General features: G+C 64.9%; 14 protein-coding genes. 5 read left to right on the top strand and 9 right to left on the bottom strand.

From position 1 onward, the window contains the following. Positions 1-259: 259 nt before the first annotated feature. Positions 260-1,399, top strand: coding sequence for an MFS transporter (locus tag AC0L2F_RS25190; RefSeq protein WP_473250237.1), 1,140 nt, complete (start codon positions 260-262; stop codon positions 1,397-1,399). A 6-nt stretch (positions 1,400-1,405) separates the two neighbouring features. Here the strand turns inward: AC0L2F_RS25190 and AC0L2F_RS25185 are convergent, their stop codons facing one another. Then, positions 1,406-2,395, bottom strand: coding sequence for a Bug family tripartite tricarboxylate transporter substrate binding protein (locus tag AC0L2F_RS25185; RefSeq protein WP_473250236.1), 990 nt, complete (start codon positions 2,393-2,395; stop codon positions 1,406-1,408). 296 nt (positions 2,396-2,691) lie between these two features. Between AC0L2F_RS25185 and AC0L2F_RS25180 the strand changes: the two genes are divergently transcribed. Next, positions 2,692-5,532 (top strand): ATP-binding protein, encoded by a 2,841-nt coding sequence (locus AC0L2F_RS25180; protein ID WP_473250235.1) that lies wholly within the window; start codon positions 2,692-2,694, stop codon positions 5,530-5,532. 16 nt (positions 5,533-5,548) lie between these two features. On the opposite strand, the gene msrA is transcribed toward AC0L2F_RS25180, so the two are convergent. The 6 genes from msrA to AC0L2F_RS25150 form a co-directional block, all read right to left on the bottom strand. Continuing rightward, positions 5,549-6,064: a peptide-methionine (S)-S-oxide reductase MsrA gene (gene msrA / locus AC0L2F_RS25175; protein ID WP_473250234.1), complete on the bottom strand. Its 516-nt coding sequence runs from the start codon at positions 6,062-6,064 to the stop codon at positions 5,549-5,551. 153 nt (positions 6,065-6,217) lie between these two features. Continuing rightward, positions 6,218-6,640: an OsmC family protein gene (locus AC0L2F_RS25170; RefSeq protein ID WP_473250233.1), complete on the bottom strand. Its 423-nt coding sequence runs from the start codon at positions 6,638-6,640 to the stop codon at positions 6,218-6,220. A 111-nt stretch (positions 6,641-6,751) separates the two neighbouring features. Further along, positions 6,752-7,600 carry an enoyl-CoA hydratase/isomerase family protein gene (locus tag AC0L2F_RS25165; RefSeq protein WP_473250232.1) on the bottom strand — a complete coding sequence of 283 codons (849 nt, stop codon included), beginning with the start codon at positions 7,598-7,600 and terminating at the stop codon, positions 6,752-6,754. 62 nt (positions 7,601-7,662) lie between these two features. After that, on the bottom strand, positions 7,663-8,976 hold the full coding sequence (locus AC0L2F_RS25160; RefSeq protein ID WP_473250231.1) for an epoxide hydrolase family protein: 1,314 nt from the start codon (positions 8,974-8,976) through the stop codon (positions 7,663-7,665). A 233-nt stretch (positions 8,977-9,209) separates the two neighbouring features. Next, entirely contained in the window at positions 9,210-9,923 is a 714-nt protein-coding gene (locus tag AC0L2F_RS25155) for a VOC family protein (RefSeq protein ID WP_473250230.1), read from the bottom strand. Positions 9,924-9,956: 33 nt separating this feature from the next. Further along, positions 9,957-10,628 carry a sensor histidine kinase gene (locus AC0L2F_RS25150; RefSeq protein ID WP_473250229.1) on the bottom strand — a complete coding sequence of 224 codons (672 nt, stop codon included), beginning with the start codon at positions 10,626-10,628 and terminating at the stop codon, positions 9,957-9,959. 332 nt (positions 10,629-10,960) lie between these two features. Between AC0L2F_RS25150 and AC0L2F_RS25145 the strand changes: the two genes are divergently transcribed. Together AC0L2F_RS25145 and AC0L2F_RS25140 are read left to right on the top strand one after the other, a co-directional pair. Further along, complete coding sequence (locus tag AC0L2F_RS25145) at positions 10,961-13,804, top strand: ATP-binding protein (RefSeq protein ID WP_473250228.1); 2,844 nt, start codon at positions 10,961-10,963, stop codon at positions 13,802-13,804. A 118-nt stretch (positions 13,805-13,922) separates the two neighbouring features. Further along, the gene (locus tag AC0L2F_RS25140) at positions 13,923-14,630 is read left to right on the top strand and encodes a hypothetical protein (RefSeq protein WP_473250227.1); all 708 of its coding nucleotides are present in this window, start codon (positions 13,923-13,925) and stop codon (positions 14,628-14,630) included. Positions 14,631-14,656: 26 nt separating this feature from the next. Here the strand turns inward: AC0L2F_RS25140 and AC0L2F_RS25135 are convergent, their stop codons facing one another. Then, positions 14,657-17,539 carry an ATP-binding protein gene (locus AC0L2F_RS25135; protein ID WP_473250226.1) on the bottom strand — a complete coding sequence of 961 codons (2,883 nt, stop codon included), beginning with the start codon at positions 17,537-17,539 and terminating at the stop codon, positions 14,657-14,659. Positions 17,540-17,894: 355 nt separating this feature from the next. On the opposite strand from AC0L2F_RS25135, the gene AC0L2F_RS25130 reads away from it, so the two are divergent. Then, positions 17,895-18,878 (top strand): helix-turn-helix domain-containing protein, encoded by a 984-nt coding sequence (locus AC0L2F_RS25130; RefSeq protein ID WP_473250225.1) that lies wholly within the window; start codon positions 17,895-17,897, stop codon positions 18,876-18,878. 84 nt (positions 18,879-18,962) lie between these two features. Here AC0L2F_RS25130 and AC0L2F_RS25125 read toward each other — a convergent pair whose 3' ends face one another. Next, entirely contained in the window at positions 18,963-21,284 is a 2,322-nt protein-coding gene (locus AC0L2F_RS25125; RefSeq protein ID WP_473250224.1) for a molybdopterin guanine dinucleotide-containing S/N-oxide reductase, read from the bottom strand. Between the last annotated feature and the right edge of the window lie 194 nt (positions 21,285-21,478).

Here is a 21,478-nt window from a genome sequence, read left to right as displayed (position 1 = left end):
CAGAGGCGCGACACAGGCGAGGTCCCGTAGCCCGGATGGAGCGCAAGCGTAATCCGGGAAGGTGCGAAACACGGCGCTAGCGGCCCCGGATTGCGCTGCGCTCCATCCGGGCTACGAAGCCTCACTCCTTGGTTCGCACTGGCGTTCCGGCCGCCCAGGGGCCGCCTGCGACACTTCGAGTCCGCCGCGGACATAAAGACGCGACAATTGCGAGGCTTGTCGATTGCCCCTGCCCTGATTCCCCCTCCCCGGAGTTCCCATGTCTTCTGCCGACAGGCCGGCGACACGCCTTGCGACCAGGCTTGCCTTCCTCGTCGCGGGCTTCGGCATCTCGTGCTGGGCACCGCTGGTGCCGTTCGCGAAGGCGAGGCTCGCCGTCGACGACGGCATCCTCGGACTGCTCCTGCTCAGCCTCGGCATCGGCTCGGTCATCGCGATGGTTCTGACCGGCGTGCTGAGCGCGCGCTATGGCAGCAAGCCGATCATCATTGCGGGCGGGCTCGCTCTTGCCCTGGTCCTGCCTCTGCTGACAATCGCGAGCTCGCCCGCGACGCTGGCGCTGACACTCCTCGCATTCGGCGCCGCGCTTGGCTCCATCGACGTCGCCATGAACATCCACGCGGTTGAGGTGGAGCGCGCCGCGGGACGTCCGCTGATGTCCGGCTTCCACGCGCTGTTCAGCATCGGCGGCTTCGCCGGGGCCGCGCTCATGACCGCACTGCTCTCGCTGCAACTCGGTGCGCTCGCTTGCACGCTGATCTGCTCCGTCCTGATGCTGATCGCGATGCTGGCAGCCTGGCCGCGGCTGCTTCGCTCCGTGCAGGTGCAGGAAGGACCGCTGTTCGTGCTGCCGCATGGCGCCGTGCTCCTGCTCGCGCTGCTTTGCGCCATCACCTTCCTGGTCGAAGGCGCGATGCTTGATTGGGGCGCGTTGCTCGTCATCGGGGCGGGTCTCGTTTCGGAAGCGCAAGGCGGGATCGGCTACATCGTGTTCTCGGTCGCGATGACGATCGGGCGGCTCGCCGGCGACGCCGTCGTCGCACGCATCGGAGACCGCACGACATTGTTCTGGGGCAGCCTGATTGCGATCGCGGGTTTCGTGGTCATGCTCACCGCTCCCGTCGTGGCGGCCGCCGTAGGCGGCTTCCTGCTCATCGGCCTCGGCGCATCGAACCTCGTGCCGGTGCTGTTCCGCCGGGCGGCGAGGCAGACGGTGATGCCCACCGGGCTCGCCGTCGCGGCGATCACGACCGCCGGCTACGCCGGCGTTCTCGTCGGCCCCGCCGGTGTCGGCTTCGTGGCACGTCTTGGCGGATTGCCGGTGGCGTTCTGGCTCCTGACCGCGCTGATGGGCCTCGTCACGCTGACGGCGCGTATTGTTACGCGCGCCGACAGCTGAGCGGCCTCACAAATTGCTCATCCCGATCGATTTGATCAGGGGCGCGAGGCTTGCGGATGTGGCCTCCACGATGCGCTGGAATTTGTCCGGGCTTGAATCGTCGTCCGGCTCCATGCCCTGGGCGCGATAGCTCGCCAGAAGCGCCGTATCGGCCATGGCGAGCCGCGTCGCCTGCGCGATCCGGTCGATGATCGCATCGTCGGTGTGCTTGGGTGCGAACAGACCGAACCATCCCTCATACCGGATGCCGGGCATCCCGGATTCGACGGCGGTCGGGATCTCCGGCGCGCCGCTCAGCCGCGTTTCGGTGGTGACCGCGAGCAGCCTGACTTTCCCCGCTTGGGCCAGCTGCTGCAATTGAACGGACATGACGGCAATGACGAGCGATATCTGGCCGCTGACGAGGTCGTTGGTCGCCTGCGCAATGCCGCGATAGGGCACGTGGACGATGTCCAGCGCGCCGGCCTGCTGCTTGAAGGATTCGCCGACCAGATGGTTTCCGGTGGCGATCCCCGGCGTGCCATAGGACAGCTTTCCTGGATTGGCTTTCGCATAGGTGATCAACTCGCGCAGGTTTGCGGCAGGCACCGAAGGATTGACGGCGAAAACCAATGCGCTGTTGATCAGGCGGTAGATGGCGCGGAAATCGCCAACGGAATATCCGGGATTCGCCGACGTCATGGGAATGATGACCTGCGTGCTGCCGTTGCCGAGCAGCAGCGAATAGCCGTCGGGCTCCTCACGCGCGACCGCCGCGGTCCCGATGGCGCCGCCCGCGCCGCCGATATATTCGACGAAGGTCGGCCCGAGCAGCGACGACATCTTGTCCACCCAGGGGCGCGCGATCTGGTCACCCGATCCGCCGGCTCCGTAGGGAATCACCAGGCGAATGGGACGAGACGGATAGTCGGCGGCTTGTCCGCTGCGGGGAAGCGCGGCGAGCGCCGCTGCGCTTGTCAACGCGTGCACGAACTGTCGCCGCGTGAAAGAGGCCATGCTGGAAATTCCGGAAGTCGGCAGTCAATGTGGTGGCGGGACCGGCTCCCGGACGATGCCATCGCAGCAATCCGGCATGACAGTCAATGCTCCATCTGGGCGAGCCCCGGCGTCACCGCATTGTCACATCGGCCTAACTCTTTACTTTCCAAGCGTTATTCGGCGAGCGCGCCGACCCAAGCCGTCCACGCAGGGCTGCCAGCCCTGCCCACTGCTTTCGGCCAGTTTACTGTACGCCTCGTTCTGGTAGACGAGAAAGTAATACCTTTTGACTCCCTTCGAGGGGGCGATGGCGCGTGCCAGATCATAGCGAAGACTCGGCCATTTCCTTTGGGCCATTTCGACTGTTTCCGAAGTCCCGACTCTTGGAGAAGGAGGGCTCGCCGCTTCATGTCGGCGGCCGCGCGCTCGACATTCTCATCTTCCTTGCAGGACGCCCCGGAGAAGTCGTCGACAAGAGAGAGCTCGTCAAGCGCATCTGGGCCGGCGTTAATGTCGACGAGGGCAGCCTGCGCTTTCACGTCGCGGCGCTACGCAAGGCACTCGGCGACACCGGCAAGTCGGCCCGTTACGTCGTCAACGTGCCCGGCCGAGGCTATTGTTTTGTCGCCTCGTTCGCTCAAGCAGCTGCGCCGGCCGCACCGCTCCCGGCCGAAGCCGCTCCTCCCCGCTCGCTGCCCGCTCAGCTCACGAGGATGGTCGGCCGGGAAGATGTCATCGAGAAGATCTCGAACGGACTTTCGCTCTATCGCTTCATGACCGTCGTCGGCCCGGGCGGTATCGGCAAGACCTCGGTCGCGGTCACCGTCGGGCATCGCCGTTCCCAGGATTTCGCCGGGCGAGTCTTCTTTGTCGATTTCGGTCCGCTGAGGGATGCCAGTCACATCGCGACCACCATTGCTTCGGCGCTCGGACTGACCATCAGCGCGGAGGATCCGACGCCGGCCCTGCTGACGTTTCTCAAGACCGGCCCTGCCCTTCTGATCTTCGACAGTTGCGAACATGTGCTGGACAATCTGGCGCCGCTCGTCGAGCGCATCGTTCGCGAAGCACCGCAGCTTCGTGTTCTCGCAACCAGCCGCGAGTCGTTCCGGAGCGAAGGCGAGCGGATTTTCCGGCTGTTCCCGCTGGATTGTCCGCCCGAGCGCGAAGGGCTTGCCGTCGACGAGATCCTTGCCTACCCCGCGGCTCAACTCTTCGTGGAGCGCATTGCGCAGAGCTCGGGCCCGTTCCAGCTCAGCGCGGAAGAGGCCCCCCTCGTCGCGAGCATCTGCCGGCGCCTCGACGGCATCGCGCTGGCGATCGAGCTCGCGGCGGGCCGCGTCAATGCTTACGGCATCGCCGGGACGGCAACTCTGCTCGACAGCCGCTTTTCGCTGCAATGGCGGGGACGGCGCACCGCCGTGCCACGGCACCAGACGCTCGCAGCGGCTCTCGACTGGAGCTACGACCTTCTGCCTGCCGCGGAGAGCGCCACGCTGCGACGCCTGTCGGTCTTTGCCGGGCCTTTCGCGCCGGAGGCGGCTGCGGCGGTCGCGTCCGGTGACGGCCTCAACGCATCCGAGACTCTCGAAGCAATCGACAGCCTGGTAACCAAGTCGCTAATTTCGCCGTCCGGCTCGCGGACGCTGCGCTATCGGCTGCTCGACACCACGCGCACCTATGCATACGGAAAACTCAACGAGCTCGACGAAGCCAGGCAGTTCGCGCGGCGTCATGCCGAGCATTTTCGCGATTTATTCGAGCGCGCGGAGGCCGATATTTCGACGCCGCTGCCCGAATGGCTGAGCATCTATGGCGCGGAGCTGGACAATGTGCGTGCGGCGTTGGACTGGGCCTTCGGGCCCGACGGCGAGGCGAGGCTCGGTGTCGCGCTGACGGCGGCCGCGGTCACGCTGTGGGTGCGTCTCTCGCTGTTCGCGGAATGCCGTGAGCGCAGCAGAACGGCCCTCGCGGCGCTCGGAGACACCGCCGACGACGACCGCATCCGCATGCAGCTCCTGTCGGCGCTCGGCTGGTCGCTGATGTATGGCGAGGGTCGCGCGCGGGAGGCGCGACCGATCCTCGATACGACCCTCGAGCTGGCTGACAGGCTCGACGACAAGGATTTCAGGCTGCGCGCGCTCTGGGGCTTGTGCATCGACCAGTTCAACAACGGACAGTTCGGCAAGGCCCGTGCGCTCGCCGATCGCTTTGCGAACGCAGCTGCGAATTCGTCCGACAGGACCGATGTCATGCTGGGCGACCGGCTGATGGCCGTGGCGCTGCACTATCTCGGGGATCAGAACGAGGCTCGGCTGCGCATCGACCGGGTCAATGCATCGCTGCATGTACTGGCGGAGAAGCCGAAGATCTTCCCGCTCGATCTGAGAATCTCGACGCAATATTTTCGGGCTCGCATCCTGTGGCTTCAGGGCCTGGCCGATCAGGCACAGGCCCTCACGGCCAGAAACATCGAGGAAGGCCGCGCCAATGGCCACGCGCTGACCTTCTGCAGCGTACTCGGACAAGCCGCCTGTCCGATCGCCTTCTGGTCCGGCGATTTCGACGCCGCGGAGCGTCACGGCATCGAGCTGCTCGAACACACCGAGCGCCACGCCATCCGGCTGTGGGGCCTGTGGGCACGGGCCTTCAACGCCGCAGTCATGGTCAGGCGCGGCGACGTCACGACCGGCCTGCCGCTGCTGCGCGAGGAGCTCAATCGCGCCGGCGATGCGCGCTTCCTGCCGCGCTTTCTACCCCTGCTCGGCGAGCTCGCCGCGTGTTCCGGAGAGGCCGACCAGGTCGATCGCGGCCTCGACGTGATCGAGGATGTCCTGACCCGCTGCAACGACCGGCAGGAGCTCTGGTATCTGCCGGAGCTGATCCGCATCAAGGGAGAGTTGATGCTCAGGAGCGCCCGGCATTCAGAGGATGCCGAGGCGGGCTTTCGCGAGGCCATGGACATTGCCGTCCAGCAAGGCGCGCGTTTCTGGGAGCTGCGAAGCGCGGTCAGCCTGGCGCGATTGATGATCGGGGCTGGCCAGAGCGCGAACGCTCTGGCGGTTCTCGATCATGTCTGCGGAGCGTTTGCCGAGGGCTCAGACTTCGCCGATATGCGCGTTGCCCGCGACCTGGTCGCGCAATTGCGAACCTGAACGCGCGCTCACTAGCCTAGCCTGCCGCTGCGGCCCCGCGCCGCGGCAGTTTCCAGTCGGGGCGGATGAAGTGGCAGGTGTAGCCGTCAGGATAACGTTCGAGATAATCCTGATGCTCCGGCTCGGCTTCCCAGAACTCGCCCGCGGGCGCGACCTCGGTCACGACCTTGCCAGGCCAGAAACCGGAGGCCTCGACGTCTGCAATCGTATCCCTGGCGATCCGCTTCTGTTCGTCGCTGGTATAAAAGATCGCCGAGCGGTAACTCGTGCCCAAATCATTGCCCTGACGGTTGAGCGTGGTCGGATCGTGGATCTGGAAGAAGAATTCCAGCATGGTCCGAAAGCTGGTCTTGGTGGGATCGAAGGTGATCTCGATCGCTTCGGCGTGGCCTTCGTGATTGCGGTAGGTGGCATTCTTCACCGCGCCGCCGGTGTAGCCGACGCGGGTGGCGACCACGCCCGGCTGCTTGCGGATCAGATCCTGCATGCCCCAGAAGCAGCCTCCGGCCAGAATTGCGCGTTCCGTTGTCATATCTCCACTCCCAATTGATCCGTCCGTCCGTTCTGCATCCGTCGCATCCTATGCTTTTGGCGGTCGAGCCGAAAGCCGGGCATTTGTCCATCCAGTTCCTCTCGTGGAAGCCAAAGCTTCCAGAACCGGATGGAGACACAATGAAAGCGCGCCCTACGTCAGTTTAGCGTCGAGCGTGATCGCGGCGTTGAGCACTTTCGACACCGGGCAGTTCTTCTCGGCCTCGCCGGCGATGCGGGCAAAGCCGGCGTCGTCGAGGTTCGGCACCTTGGCACGCAACGTCAGGGCCGATTTGCTGATCTTGAAACCCTTGCCTTCGGGCTCGAGCGTGACCGCGGCTTCCGTCGTGAGCTCGTCAGGTGTGAAGCCGGCGAGTTGCAGGCCGAAGGCCAGCGCCATGGTGAAACAGCCGGCATGGGCCGCAGCGATCAACTCCTCGGGATTGGTGCCCTTCTCATTCTCGAAGCGGGTCTTGAACGAATAAGGCGTCGCGGCGAGCACGCCGGATTCGCTCGATAGCTGACCGGTGCCATCGCGACCGGTGCCTTTCCAGACTGCTGTTGCCTTGCGGATCATCTCAATTCTCCTCGTTGATTTTTTCAGCACCGGCGCTCGGTACCGGACGAAAGCGACATTGGCACGACCGCCTGTCGCCGTTCCAACCGGCCGAACGCCGCAGCGGTTCCGTTAGGCGCCAATCTGTCCGACGTGGAAGCCGAGCCGGTTCTCGACATCCCCGGCGCGATGGAAGCCGCGCGACATCAGCGCCTTGATACGGGTCTGGCTCGCGGGGCGGTTGAGCGAAGCCAGGAAGGCGTCCCATTCCGGCTTGATCTCGACATCCGGCGGCAGGCTCGCGACGTCGACGAGGCGCTTGGTCTCGGCGATCGCCTCCTTGTCAAAGGACGCGATGCGCATGGCCAGCGCCTCGACGAAGCCGTCGAGCTCGGCATCCGGCAACGACCGGTTCACATAGCCGTAACGTTCGGCGAGATCGCCGCGGATGTCGTCGGCGCCGAGCAGAACTTCGAGCGCACGGCCGCGGCCCATCAGGCGCGGCAATCGCGCCATCGGTCCGCCGCCGGGCACCAGGCCCGCACCGACCTCCCATTGCGACAGGATCGCCTTTTCGCGGCTGGCAAAGCGCATGTCGCTCGCGAGCGCCAGCTCGCTGCCGACGCCGGTCGCACGGCCCCTGATCGAGGCAATCGAAACGACCGGCGCGCGGCTGAGACGCACCAGCATGTCGGGCAGCGCCTGCAGGCCGGTCGGCCCGGGCGGGATACGAAGCGAATCCTCCAGCGGCGCGAGAAAGTCGTAATGCGTGATGAAGAAGCCTTCGACGGCGCTGTCGAACACCACGACCTTCACCTCAGGATCGGTCTCGATCGCCGTGACGACGTCGTCGAGAAGCGGAAGCTGCCCGGGGCCGAAGATATTGACGGGTGGCATGTCGAAGGTGACACGCCAATAAGACGGCAGCCGACGTTCCAGGCGGATTTGGTTGGTCGTGAAGGTACGTTCGGGGCGGTTCATGATTGGATTCCTGGTCTGTGGGGAAAGAGGGGAACGCGCGGAAGTGCGCGTCCCCGCAGGTCTCAGATCGACTGACGCAGCGGTCGGAAGGCGGCGCGCATTTCCGCGCAGAACAACGCTGGCTGCTCCCACGCCGCGAAATGGCCGCCCTTGTCGAGACGGTTGTAATACATCAGCTTCGGATAGGCCTTCTCGGTCCAGCTGCGCGGGGCGGCGTAGATCTCGTCCGGGAAGACGCTGACGGCGACCGGGATCTTGATGTGCTTGGGCTCGAAGAACACCAGCTTGTTCTCCCAGTACAGCCGCGCCGAGGACACCGCGGTGTTGGTGAGCCAATAGAGCGTGATGTTGTCGATTACGTCGTCGCGCGACAGCCCTTCCGTCTTGCCGTCGAACACCCGAGCAATCATGGCGGTGCTGCGCGCATCATGGTCGAGCATCCAGGACGCGAGGCCCGCCGGCGAATCCACCAGGCCATAGAGCGTCTGAGGCCGGTTGGACATCTCGATCGCGTAACCGAGACCGTGCTTGTAGAAGTCATCGAGCTGATCGTAGGCGTAACGCTCGTCGGCCGAGAGGTTCGACGGCCGCGATCCGCCGGGCTGAAGCGCCCTGGCGATGTCGTCCGGAACGGTCGCGGGCATGTTGGTGTGGATGCCGAGCAGCTCGGGCGGCGCGATCGCGGCCATCTGCTCCGTCACGGCATTGCCCCAATCGCCGCCTTGCGCGACATAGCGGTTGTAGCCGAGCCGCTTCATCAGCACGGTCCAGGCGCGCGCGACGCGCTGAGGGTCCCAGCCCAGCTCCGTCGGCTTGCCGGAGAAGCCGTGACCGGGCAGCGAGGGGATCACGAGATCGAAGGCGTCCGCCGCCGTCGCGCCATGTGCGGTGGGGTCGTTGAGCGGGCCGACGATCTTCATCTGCTCGATGATCGAACCGGGCCAGCCATGCGTGACGATCATCGGCAGCGCGTTTTCGTGACGCGAGCGAACGTGAATAAAGTGGATGTCGACGCCGTCGATCTCGGTGACAAATTGCGGCAAGGCATTCAGCCGCGCCTCGATCTTGCGCCAGTCGTAGTCGTTCTGCCAGTAGTTCACGAGCTGCTGCACCGTCTTCAGCTGCACGCCCTGCGATTGATCGGCAACGATCTCACGATCCGGCCAGCGCGTCGCCGCGAGACGGCGGCGAAGTTCGAGCAGATCCTGCTCGGGCACGCTGACGTGGAACGGGCGAACCGCGCCACTCACGCCTGCCTTGGCGGAATGCAGCGGCAGCAGGCTCGATACGCTTGCGGCAACCGCGGTCATCGCGGCCTGGCTCAACAGTTGACGGCGGTCTGGATTGAGAATGTCGATACGTGCTTGCGTTGTCATGTTCGATCTCCCTGGGTTTGGTCGGTGGCGCTGACCGAATTCGACATCAACGCCTCGGTTCGTCATGGAGAGAGATTGGCGCAGGCCTTGGCAATTTGCTCGTTATGGGTTGTTAGACCGCGTTAGCCGTTGCGAGACGCGATGCGCGCGGCCAAAGCAACACGGCACGCGATGAACTCTTTCATCGCGCGCCGCGTCGGCTTGCATCAGTCGGAGAATCCGTGCTGTCCCACTCAGGACGGCAGCGGCTGGCCCGCCTGCTCGCGGACGATATAATCGGCGTACCAATCGGCCCAGTTCTCATCGTGCCCGCCGGTCCGCTTTTCGTGCTCGCCATGGGCCGCCGCCGCGCGGCGCACTGCCGCGGCCAGCGCAGCCTGCGAAGCGAATGTCGTACCGTCGCCCGCGATCCGTCCCGGCAATCGCGTCGTGACCTCCTGGAACAGCCAGCCATTGCCGTCGGGATCGCTGAACGAGGCATATGAGCCGTAGCTGCCGCGCTTCGGATCAGCACCGCTGACCCGAACGCTGCCGGAGAGATAAGGCTCGTCGGTTCCCGCGTGAACATCGCCGGCGCCATGGAATGGCGCGCTGACCTCGATGCCGCGGTCGAGCAGATCCTTTCGCGCCGCCTCCAGATCGGAGACGATCAGGTAAAGGCCTCGCACCGAGCCCGGCGCTGCCGCGGTCACGTTCCTGCCGAAGATCACCGAGCAGGCCGAGCCTGGCGGCGTGAACTGGATCACGCGCCAATCATCGCCGGAGGCAAAATCGGCGTCCAGTCGCCAGCCGAGACGCGCGTAGAAGGCCTTGGCGCGATCGACATCGGACACGGGGATCACGATCACCTCGAGCCTCTGATCAACGCCACGCAATGTCGAACGCTTGTTCGCAGACTTGTTGGAAGGATTGGCCGCGGCGTCGCGGTCGATTTCGGTAGTGGCCATGTCGAACTCCCTGGGTTGGATCTAAGACGAACTTCAAGCAGCAGCGATCGGCATCACGATCGTTACGCGTGTGCCGTCTTCTCCCGCTTCGCCCTGCAGCCGGGCGTGAATGCTGCGTGCGAGTCCTTCGAGAATCCGGCTGCCGGTGCCCTGAAGCGGCCCGGTCGCGCCGATCCCGTTGTCTGTTACCGTGCAGAACCAGGCGCCATCGCGATTGGCCATGTCGATGCGGATCATTGCGTCATTCCTGTTCGGGAAGGCGTGCTTGGCCGCATTCGTCACCAGCTCCGTCAGCATCAGCGCAAGCCGGTGGCATTGCGACGCCGGCAGCGTGCCGTTCTCGATCGCCGCCTCGCAGCGGATGCCCGCTGGCTCCAGGACCGCCTCGGAAATCGCTCCGCACAGATTTTCGAAGAAGGCCGCCACCGGGATCGCCGTATGGTCGTCATTGTCGGACAGGAGTTGATAGAGCCTTCCGAAGGCGACGATCCGCCGCTCGAGCCGGTCCGCTGCAAGCGACACATCCCTGGTACCCGTTCGGGTGAAATCGCGGCGGACTGACGCACCCAGTATCGTCAGCGTGTTCTTCATCCGATGGTGGGATTCCCGCAGCACGAGCTCCCAGTCACGCGACTGATCGTCTAAATTGGCCACAAATTGAGATCGAACGACGTCGTCATTCGGCCGAGCATTGAAACCGGACATCGTAGCCTCCCCGTTGGAATTAGCGTCAAACTCGGAACTGATACTGGATCCAGTTCGCGCGCATTGCTCGTTAGACGTTGCAAGATTTTGTTATGATGAGGGTACGACGACCGGACTCCGAGCCGTAAGCTTGGCCGTCAAGCACGCCGCCGGGTTTATCCCGATCGCTTCGCAAGATGTTGGCGTTTAAGCCAATTTGATACGGATCGCCGCGAGAGCCGGCCAATTGCTGGCGCCCCGCGCGATTTCGCCACTTTCGGCCAGTTTACTCTGGGTTCCCTTCTGGTAGATCAAAGTGCAGAGTTCAGCTCTTTCACTGGAATGATTGGCCCGTGCCGGACACTAACGACCAGGATTCGGCCATTGCTTTCGGGCCATTCCGGCTGTTCGCAAAGACGCGGCTGCTCGAGAAGGACGGCGCCCCGGTTCACCTCGGCGGCCGTGCGCTCGACATTCTCGTTTTTCTCGCCGAGCGCGCCGGCGAGGTCGTGGACAAGCGTGAGTTGATCCGGCGAGTCTGGTCCGACGTGAATGTGGACGAAGGCAGCCTGCGCTTTCACATCACGACGCTGCGCAAGGCCTTGGGCGATGCGGGCGAAGGCTCCCGCTACGTCGTGAACGTCCCCGGACGGGGTTATTGCTTCACGGCCGCGCTGCTCCGGGCCGCCCCGTCGGAGAACCGGACCAGCCTGCCCGTTGCTGGGCCGCGCTCGCTGCCCTCGCCGCTTTCGAAGATGATCGGGCGGGACGATGCGGTCGCGAAAATCTCCGCCGAGCTTGCGCAACATCGCTTCGTCACGATCGTCGGCCCCGGCGGGATCGGCAAGACTTCGGTCGCACTGGCGGTCGCGCATCGCGAGTTCCAGGCCTTCGACGGCCATGTGTGTTTTGTCGATTTCGGCGCACTGAGGGAGACCCGGCTCGTTGCGGGAACGATTGCGGCCGCGTTGGGCCTGACCGTCAATTCCGACGACCCGATGCCGGGATTGCTGACGTTCCTGCGCAACCGGCGGATGCTGCTGGTCTTCGACAGTTGCGAGCACATCCTCGACGATCTCGCCCCTCTCGCCGAGCGTATCGTCCGGGAAGCGGGCGGGCTGCATATTCTCGCCACCAGCCGCGAATCCTTCCGCGCCGAAGGTGAGCGTGTCCATCGGCTGTTTCCACTGGATTGCCCGCCACAGCGCGACGGACTCGGCATCGCCGACATCCTTGCCTATCCCGCAACTCAGCTCTTCGTGGAACGCATTGCAGAGAGCCTCAGCGAGTTCGAGCTCAGCGAAGAGGATGCGCCGCTTGTGGCCGACATCTGCCGTCGGCTCGACGGCATCGCGCTCGCGATCGAACTCGCGGCGGGGCGTGTGAACGCCTATGGCATTGCCGGGACCGCGTCTCTGCTCGACAGCCGTTTCTCGTTGCTCTGGCGCGGGCGGCGCACCGCTGTCCCGCGGCACCACACCCTGAGTGCGGCGCTCGCCTGGAGCTATGATTTGCTGCCGCCAACCGAAAGCGCAACGCTGCGCGGATTGTCGGCGTTCGTCGGGCCGTTCACGCTGGAAGCCGCGCTTGCGGTTGCATCCTGTCAGGGCATCGGCGAGGCAGAAGCCGCCGAGGCGATCTCCAATCTACTTTCCAAATCGCTGATCGCGACCTCGCCTGCGGAGCGGCGGCTGCGCTATCGCCTGCTCGACACCACACGTGCCTTCGTCGCGGACAAGCTCGTCGAGAACGGCGACGCTGACCGCGTCGCACGCGCCCACGCCGAATATTTCCGCGACTTCCTGCGCGACATCGCCGTCAAATCCACGGGCATGCAGACGGCGGGCGGCTTCCTTCCCTATGCCGACCACCTGCCCAATGTCCGGGCCGCGCTGACCTGGAGCTTTTCAGATGGCGGGGACCGAACGATCGGCGTGGATCTGGCGGCATCAGCGGCGCAATTCTTTCTCGAGCTGACATTGCTGACGGAATGTTACCGCTGGACCCAACAGGCGCTGGCGTCCCTCGACGCGAGCGCGGTGGATGGCCGCAATGAAATGATCTTGCAGGCGGCGCTCGGCGTCTCCGCGATGTTCACGCAGGGCAATACCGAAGCGGTCCGCTCGGCATTCACGCGCAGTCTCCAGCTCGCCCAGGAGCTCCAGGATCTGCACTGGCAGCTCTGGCTGCTGCGCGGACTACACATCTACCTCACCAGGGTCGGGGATTTTCACGGAGCGCTCGGAACCGGCGAACAGGGCGAGAGCGTCGCGCGGAAGCTGAACGATCCCGCCAGCACGCTGAACGTCGAATGGATGTTGGGCGTCGCGCATCATTTGATCGGCAACCAGGACAAGGCGGTGCAGCTCTGCGAGAGCGCGATGTTGCATAATCCCGGCTCGCAGCGGCTGAATATCGGGCATCTCGGCTATGACGACCGCATCGTCGCACTGGTGGCGCTGGCGCGCGGGCTTTGGCTCACCGGCCGGCCCGATCGTGCGATCGAGGCGTCCCGATACACCATTCGCGAAGCCGAGCTGCTCGAACAGCCGCTCACTCTCGGTATTTCCTTGATCTGGACCATCTACGTGTTTCTCTGGGTCGGCGACTTGGCCAATGCGGAAATCCTGATCGAGCGACTGATCGATCATTCCGCGCGGCACTTCCTCGGGCCCTATCATGCGGTCGGCGTCGGCCAGAAGGGTGAGCTGCTGCTTCGCCGCGGCGACGCCGCCGCCGGCATCGAGCATCTCCGCCGCAGCCAGGCTACGCTGTACGCGACGCGACACCGGATCATGACCACGGTGTTTGCGACCGCGCTCGCGGAGGGACTCGTGGCGCAGAACCTGGCCGACGAAGCCTTGCAGACCATCAATGGTGCCATCGCGGAAATCCCCGCTCACGGTGAATCCTTCGACATGCCCGAGATGCTCAGGGTCAAGGGCGACATCCTCGCCCGGTCGGGCAATGCCGCGGAGGCCGAAAGCTGTTTCCGGGACTCGCTCGATCTGTCACGCCGCCAATGTGCGCTCGGCTGGGAGCTGCGGGGGGCCATCAGTCTCGGCCGGGTCTGGCGCCAGGCCGGAAAAGCCGGAGACGCACGCGCCCTGCTCGCCCCGCTGGTCGCGCGCTACCAGGAGGGCCTCCAGACCCGTGATCTCGTCGCGGCCAGGGAGCTCCTTGCGGCGCTGAATTGACAATATCTTCAACGGGATACCACAAGAATTTCCGCTCGCAACTCCTAACAAATTCTAACACGCCAAGCCGCATCCGCCCCGCCATGGTGGTGGCACTTCATGGTGGATATGGCGGGACATGGCGCTTCTTGACGATGTAATTGATGCCAGCGGCGGAATGGCCCGCTGGAATAGCTTGAGCCGGTTCACGCTTCACCTCTCCGTCGCCGGAACGCTGTTCTCCAGCACCGGACATGCCAGCGAATTCAAGGACGTGACGGCGGAGGGCTCGACCCGCACGCAGTCGGTCCGCTTCACCGGCATCACCGGAGGCGAACACTCCGGCTCTTTTCAGCCGGACGCGATCACGATCGAAAGCCTCGAGGGTGAGATCCTGCGGACCTGGCGCAATCCAAGCCTTGCGTTCACCGAGGCCGGTTCGCCCACGCTGGTGGACGAACTGCATCTCGTCTTCTTCTGCGGCGTCGCGATCTGGAATTATCTGACCAATCCATTCCTGCTCGCTCATCCCGATGTCGTGGTGGAAGAACTGCCACCATGGCAGGAGAACAACGAGTCATGGCGGAGGTTGCGGGCGCAGTTCCCGCCGGGCCTGATCACGCTCGCGCCCGAGCAGATCTTCTATTTCGACGACAACGCGTTGCAACGGCGGACCGATCACGATCTCTTTGGAATGAAGGTCGCGCATTACTCCTGGGCCCATGACAGCTTCGGCGGCATTGTGGTGCCGACACTCCGACGCGCGCAGACGCTGCGGCCCGACGGAACCGTGGTCGCCAAGCCCGTGCTGATGGACGTCGAGATCTTTGACGCCGTCTTCGAGTAGCGGCCCGCGCGATTCGCTTCGACTGGTCAGGCCGCCGGCTCGTTCAGCATGCGCCGTGCTGCAATGAGATCGGCGGTCTCGAACCCTTCCGAGAACCGGGCATAGGTTTGAGCGAGCTGTTCGAGCGGATTTTGCCCGCGCTGCCGGACTCGAAGCCGCGCCAGCGACATCTCGGCTCGCAGCCGCCAGGACAATGCGCCCTGCTGTTCGGCGAGCGAGATCGAGGCGACAAGATCTGCCTCGGCCGCGTCGAGATTGCCGCCATGGGCCTCCAGCTCTCCCCGCAGACGGAGCAGCTCGGGCATGTCGAAGGCGCCGCCTTCCTGCTCGACCCGCAGAATGGTTTCGTGAAGAACCTGAATGCCTTCCGCCAATCGTCCCAAGGTGACCAAACCTTGGGACAGATCCGCGGCGAACGCCGAAGCATAGAGCTCGTAGCGATCGGCGTGCAGGCGTGGAAGCGCACTCCGCATCAGGTCGACGCCGCCGGCGACCGCGCCCCGAGCGATCATGCTCTGCGCCCGAAAACCCGCCGCAACGGCTTCGTAGGGCACGAGTCCGTGCATGCTCGCATGCGCGGCCAGACGACCGGTCATGGCCTCGACCGACGACCAGTCGCCGAGCCAGCCGAACACCGAAGCGGACCAGCATAATGCGATACAATGCATGACCACGTCATGCGGCGCTGAAGCGCCGACAAGCGGCCGGACGCATTCAAGCGCGCGATCGGGAAAGCCGCGCAGCCATAGCACACGCGCAAGCGGAATCTGCGGTGTGCGTGAATAGGCGAAGTGCCCGGGTTGGGTCCCGCGGAGCGCAGCGTCGTCGCGCAGGCCCTGGTCGAGATGGGCTTGCGCCTCGGCCTGATCTCCGGCGAGGTGATATGACACGCCGAGCAGCGCTTTGCTCCCGGCGATGCCCGCGGCATCGCCGATCACGCGGGCAATCCGCTCGGCGTGAAGCGCAGTCGGCACCAGACGCCGATAGCGACCGGTCCGGCGGTAGAACATATTGAGCCGGGACAACAACCTGAATGTGTTGGCGTGATCGGAAAGCGCTTCCGCTATCTCCAGCCCGCGCCTGAGCGCCGCTTCCGCCTGCTCGCTGTTGCGCTCGGTAAACATGAAGGCGTGACCGAGCGTCGACTGAAGTTCGAGCTCCCATGCGCCGCCCCGGTCGGCCTCGTCGAGCATTGTGAGTGCGCGATCGGACCAGATGCGCGCCTCGTTCAGCAAATTGAGTTCGACGAACAGCCTTGTGCAGCTGCCGGCGAGCGGCACGCGCAAGCCGGCGCCCTCGTCGTTGGCATAAATCCATTGCAGCGCAGCGCGGGCATCGGCGAGCAGGCTCGCGCGTTCCTGCAATCGCGACGCATGATCGCTGCCCTCCTTGTCCTTCATGCCCGCTTCGAGCGTGCATTGAACATAGAGAGCGTGACGGTGCGCGATCTGCGCCAGCTGTCCGCCGTCGGCCAGTTTCTGCAGGGCATAGGCACGCGTTGCGTCGAGCAGGCGATAGCGCCGCGATGCGCCGTCCGGCTGGTTGGAAACCAGCGACTTCACCACGAGTTGCTCCAGCGCCTCGACGACCCGATCCTCCGGCATCTCCGCCCCGGCCGCGACCGCTATCGCGCCCTTCAACGTGAAGTGACCAGCGAAGACGGCGAGGCGCTGAAACACGATCCGCTCGCTCTCGCCGATCAGACCGAAACTCCAGTCGAGCGTGGCGCCGAGCGTCTGCTGCCGCGGCGGCGCCGTTCGCCGCCCGCGCCATTCGAGCTGCAGCCGGTTGTCGAGCAGCGCCGCCATCTCGCGCAGTCCATAGAGACCGACGCGTGCGGCAGCCAGCTCGATCGCCAACGCGATGCCGTCGAGCTTGCCGCAAATCCGGGCCAGGAGTTCGGCATCCTCGTCGGTGATGTCGTCGCGATGCCCGGCCGCGACGGCCCGATCGACGAACAGGCGCACAGCGGGATAGGCCAGCACCTCGCCGGCACTGAGGCGGGTGCCCTGGGGCGGCCCCGGGAGCGAAACGAGCTCGAAAATCTGCTCGCCTTCCACCAGCAGCGACTCGCGGCTGGTTGCGAGAATGACGATGCCCGGCGCCTCCCGGTAGATGTTTTCTGCAAGACGCGCGACCTCCTCGATGACGTGCTCGCAGCTGTCGAGCACGAGAAGCAGCCGCCGGCCGCGCAGGAAATTGACGATGCTGGCCGAGGGATCATCGTGGTGGACGACGAGCCCCAACGCGGCAGCAACCGTGCTCGCGACCAGGGCCGCGTCCTTGAGCGGACCAAATTCGAGGAAATGGACGTTGCCGTCGAAGCTATCGCACATCTCGTGCGCGAGCGCGGTCGCAACGGTGGTCTTGCCGATGCCGCCCGGCCCTCGCAGCGTGACGAAGCGATCGCGGAGCAAGCGCGCCGCCAACTCGGCCACAGCGTCCTCCCGCCCGACCATCCGGTCCAATCGGCGCGGCAGCGACGGTGGCGGCTCGGCCCTTACAGGCGCACGCGACGCCGGCGCAGACACCTCCGCGCGCTCGCCACGCCGCACGGGCGCGACGAAGCAATAGCCCCGGCCCGGAATGGTGGTGATGTAGCGGGCACCATCCTTTCCGTCGCCGAGCACCTTGCGTAGCTCCGCAACATGGACGCGCAGGCTGATCTCCTCGACGGAGAGCCCGGACCACGCATAGCCGAGAATCTCGTCCTTCGGGACCACTTCGCCGGCGCGACTGACCAGCAGGCGCAAAATATCCATCGCGCGGCTGCCGAGCCTGACCGGCAAGCCATCCTTCTCCAGCAGCCGCGACCGAAGCGAAAATGGCCCGAACGCGACGGTATCCAAATCGAGCATCGTCGCGGCCTCGCTGCCGCGGGGGCCGTGTCCCGCCGAGAGCTCGGTCACTTCTGACTCATCCTGACAGCTGCTCCATGGAAATGCGGCGTGACTATACCCGGCACTGGTGCGAGGTCCAGCGAGGGCACCGCGCAGAACTCACACCGCCGCATCGATCTCCACGGGATGTTCTGCGCTCTCCCGAGTCGGGTCGGAGATGCGCAAATATCTGATAAAATTTGAAAAAAAGACGCTTCCTGAGACGGGATGTCGCACCTGATGCGGTCCCACAAAAACTAACACATCCTAATCACCACTAACGAGCTTGCAGCGCAGCTCACCCCTATCCTCTCACCATGGAAAACGCGGGGCTTTGCGCGTTTGCTGGTCGCAAACAGCGGAGAAAGCCCGGAGAGGACGAACGATGTTGACCAATTTGCAGGCGGCTGATGCCTGGATTGAATTTCCGGGCGGCTCGGGGGATTGCGAGATCCCCCAGGCAACACAGGCGATCATTCGGGAGCGTCAATGGCGTCAGATCGGTCCGCGCACGGGGGCGGCGGCCGAGGACATCGCGATCTCGCGATGGGAAGACCCGCGGAGCACCTCGTCGCACCAGGCGACGACCCCTGAGGATCGGTATTTCGTCGGCATCGCACTGAAGGCCACGCGCGCGAAACTCACCCGGGATCGTCAGGTCATTTTCGACGGCACCATGCCCGCGGGCACACTGTATCTCACCGCGCCGTCGAATCCTGTCGCTGTGCAATTCCAGTCGCCATGCGCCTTCCTGCACTTCCACATATCCGCGGATCATTTTCCGGAGCAATCTTCGGCGACCGAAGGATTGAATGATCTCGTCCTGTTGCGCGACCCGCTCGCGGCCGAGCTTGGCAAGGCGCTGATCGAACTTGGCGACGCCGCGGACCGCGAGTTCACGCGCTGCATTGGCCAAACCCTTGCGATGCATCTGGCGCGCCTGGAATTGCCACGCGCCAGGGTCAATGCCTTGCCGAAATGGCGGCTGCGGCGGGTCGAGCAATATGTCGCCGATCATTTCCACCGCTGCATCAGCCTGTCCGAACTCGCCAAGGTCGTCGGCCTGTCCAGGATGCACTTTGCGGCGCAGTTCCGCGTCGCGACCGGTTACCGGCCCCGCGAATATCTGCTCAATCACCGGATCGAGCAGGCCAAGACGCTGCTGGCGACCACGGAACGGCCGCTGGCGGAGATTGCGCTTGCGGTCGGCTTCAGCACGCAGGCGCATTTTTCGACCGTCTTCAAGCGCATCAGCGACCAATCCCCGGCACGCTGGCGCCTCGCCAGCAAGGGCGAGCGGCGAGAGGTGCAAGCAGTGCCGCCGCGTCGTCCTTCTACGGAGAGGGGCTGGATCAGCGCAGCCGCATAAGCATCCGCTCGCGCCCTCATCCTCCCGGGCCTGCGAGCCACTTGGGGCCGCCCCTGCACCCCACACAGTGCGGCCCCTTTTTTTCTACACCGGATCGAAAGCCCGGATCGGCGGCAGATTGCCGGTGAACTTCTCGACCTCGACCGTCGTGAGCTGGCCGGTGCAGCCTTGCGCAAAGGACGAGGTGCCGACGTCGCGGGTGAGCACGTTCGGATTGCCGTGCACGCAGAGCGGCGCGTTGTCTTCGGGATCCATCGGATCGTACCACGCGCCGGTCGGGAGCTGGACCACGCCGGGCGCGATGCCGTCGGTGACGTGGACCGCGGCGAGACAGGCGCCCCGCGCGTTGAACAGGCGGATGATGTCGCCGTCCCTGATGCCGCGGGCATCGGCATCAACCGGGTTCATGCGCGCGACCTCGCGCCCGCGATGTTTGCTTTGAAGCGAATGTCCACCGAAATCGAGTTGGCTATGCAGACGCGTCACCGGCTGGTTGGCGACCAGAAAGCACGGCGCCGCCGGCTTGGGCATGTCGGACTTCTCCAGCCAGACCGGATGGCCCGGACAATCCGTATCGCCATGACCCGCGATCTTGGCGGAGAATATCTCGATGCGGCCGCTCGGCGTCGGCAGAGCGTGATTGACGGGATCGTCGCGGAAACGGCGCAGCCGGCCGCCGTCGTCGGGCTGTTGCGGCACCACCAGGCTGCCCCGCCGCCAGAACTCTTCGAAGCTCGGTGCCTCCAGGCCGCGCGCTTCGAGCGAGGCGCGGGTCGGCTCATAAAGATGTTCCAGCCACTGACGTGACGTCCGCCCCTCGGTAAAGGGTTCGCGCGCGCCGAGACGGTCGGCGAGATCGGCGAAGATCTCGTAGTCGTCGCGCGCAAGACCGAACGGCTCGGCGATCCGGTGCATCGCGACCATCAGGGGATCGTTGCTGGAATAGCCGATGTCTTCGCGCTCGAGCGTCATCGTCGAGGGCAGCACGATGTCGGCATGCCGGGCCGTGGCAGTCCATGCGAGCTCGTGCACGACCAGCGTGTCGACTTTCGCAAACGCCTTGCGCAGGCGGTTGATGTCCTGGTGATGATGGAAGGGATTGCCGCCGGCCCAGTAGACGAGGCGGATATCCGGATAGGTGCGCGTCTCGCCGTTATAGCGATAGGTGCTGCCGGGATTGAGCAGCATGTCGGCGATGCGCGCCACGGGAATGAAGTCGCGGACAGCGTTGCGGCCCTGCCCCAGTGTCGGCCCCGGCACGTCGTTGACTCGGCGGCCATAATAGCCGATCGCCCCCAACGAATAGGCGTAGCCGCCGCCGGAGAGGCCGATCTGGCCGAGCGCTGCCGCCAGCACCATGCCCATCCACACCGGCTGCTCGCCATGCTCGGCGCGCTGGAGCGAATGAGAGACGGTGATGAGCGCACGCTTGCCGGCGAGCCGGCGCGCCAGCTTGCGGATCGTATCCGCGTCGATGCCGCAGATCGCGGCGGCCCATTCGGCGTGCTTGGGTTGGCCGTCGCTGTCACCGGTGAGATAGCGCAGGAAGACGGGCCATCCCTCAGTGTAGCGATCGAGGAAAGCCTGGTCGTGCAGGTTTTCCGCGACCAGCGTATGAACGATGCCGAGCATCAGCGCGGTGTCGGTCCCGGGCACGCATGTCATCCATTCGGCGCCGGCTTCGACGGGCAGGTCTTCGCGCAACGGACTGACCAGGATGAACTCGCAGCCGCGGCGGCGCGCAGCTTCCATCGCGCCGCGCTCGACATGCTTGCTGATCGAGCCGCCGGCGACCATCGAGTTCTTCAGCGCCATGCCGCCGAACGCCAGCACAATGTCGGTGTCGGCCGCGATCTGCTCCCAGGTGACGTTGCGCTTGGTGATGTCCTCGTAACCGCAGAGGATCTGCGGCAGCAGCACCGAGGACGCGCCGGAGGAATAGGAGTTCACCGAGCGCACGTAGCCGCCCAGGGCGATGTTGAGAAAGCGATGCACCTGGCTCTGGGCGTGGTGGAAGCGGCCCGCACTCGACCAGCCATAGGAGCCGCCGAACACCGCGCCGGGGCCGCGCATGTCACGGATGCGTGCCAGCTCGTCGCCGAGCAGATCGAGCGCCTTCTCCCAGCTGACGGAGACGAATTCGTCGCGGCCGCGGCGATCATCGGGACCAGGACCGCGTTCGAGCCAGCCGCGGCGGATCGCGGGTTGGGTGATGCGCGCCTGATGGCGCAGCGCGCCGGGAAAATTGTCGATGATGCGGTTCGGATCGGGATCGCCCGCATACGCCCTGACCTCGAGCCCGGCCTCGCCTTGACGTGCCGAGAACACACCCCAATGCGAGGTGTGCGGCTTGAAGCCGTCGGACAGGTCGAGGCCGGGGTCGGGGAAGCCAATCGTATCGTCCATCGTCGCATTCCTTGTTCCGGTCGCGGCACTGTCCAGGCCGCACCGATAATCCGGGTCGCAGTATAGCGATCCGCTCTTCGATGTCGTCGGTCAGGGCCGACGAAAATGCCGGACGCTCGTGCAAGGACAGATGGCGAACGTTCGCAGGGACGTGGGCGGTGATTTTTCGACCAATTTGTGCTTTTATTTTCAAC

The organism is Bradyrhizobium sp. Ken64 (genome assembly GCF_055807555.1).
Note: the sequence above shows the minus strand (reverse complement) of the source record. Positions and strands in the feature narration are given on the sequence as shown.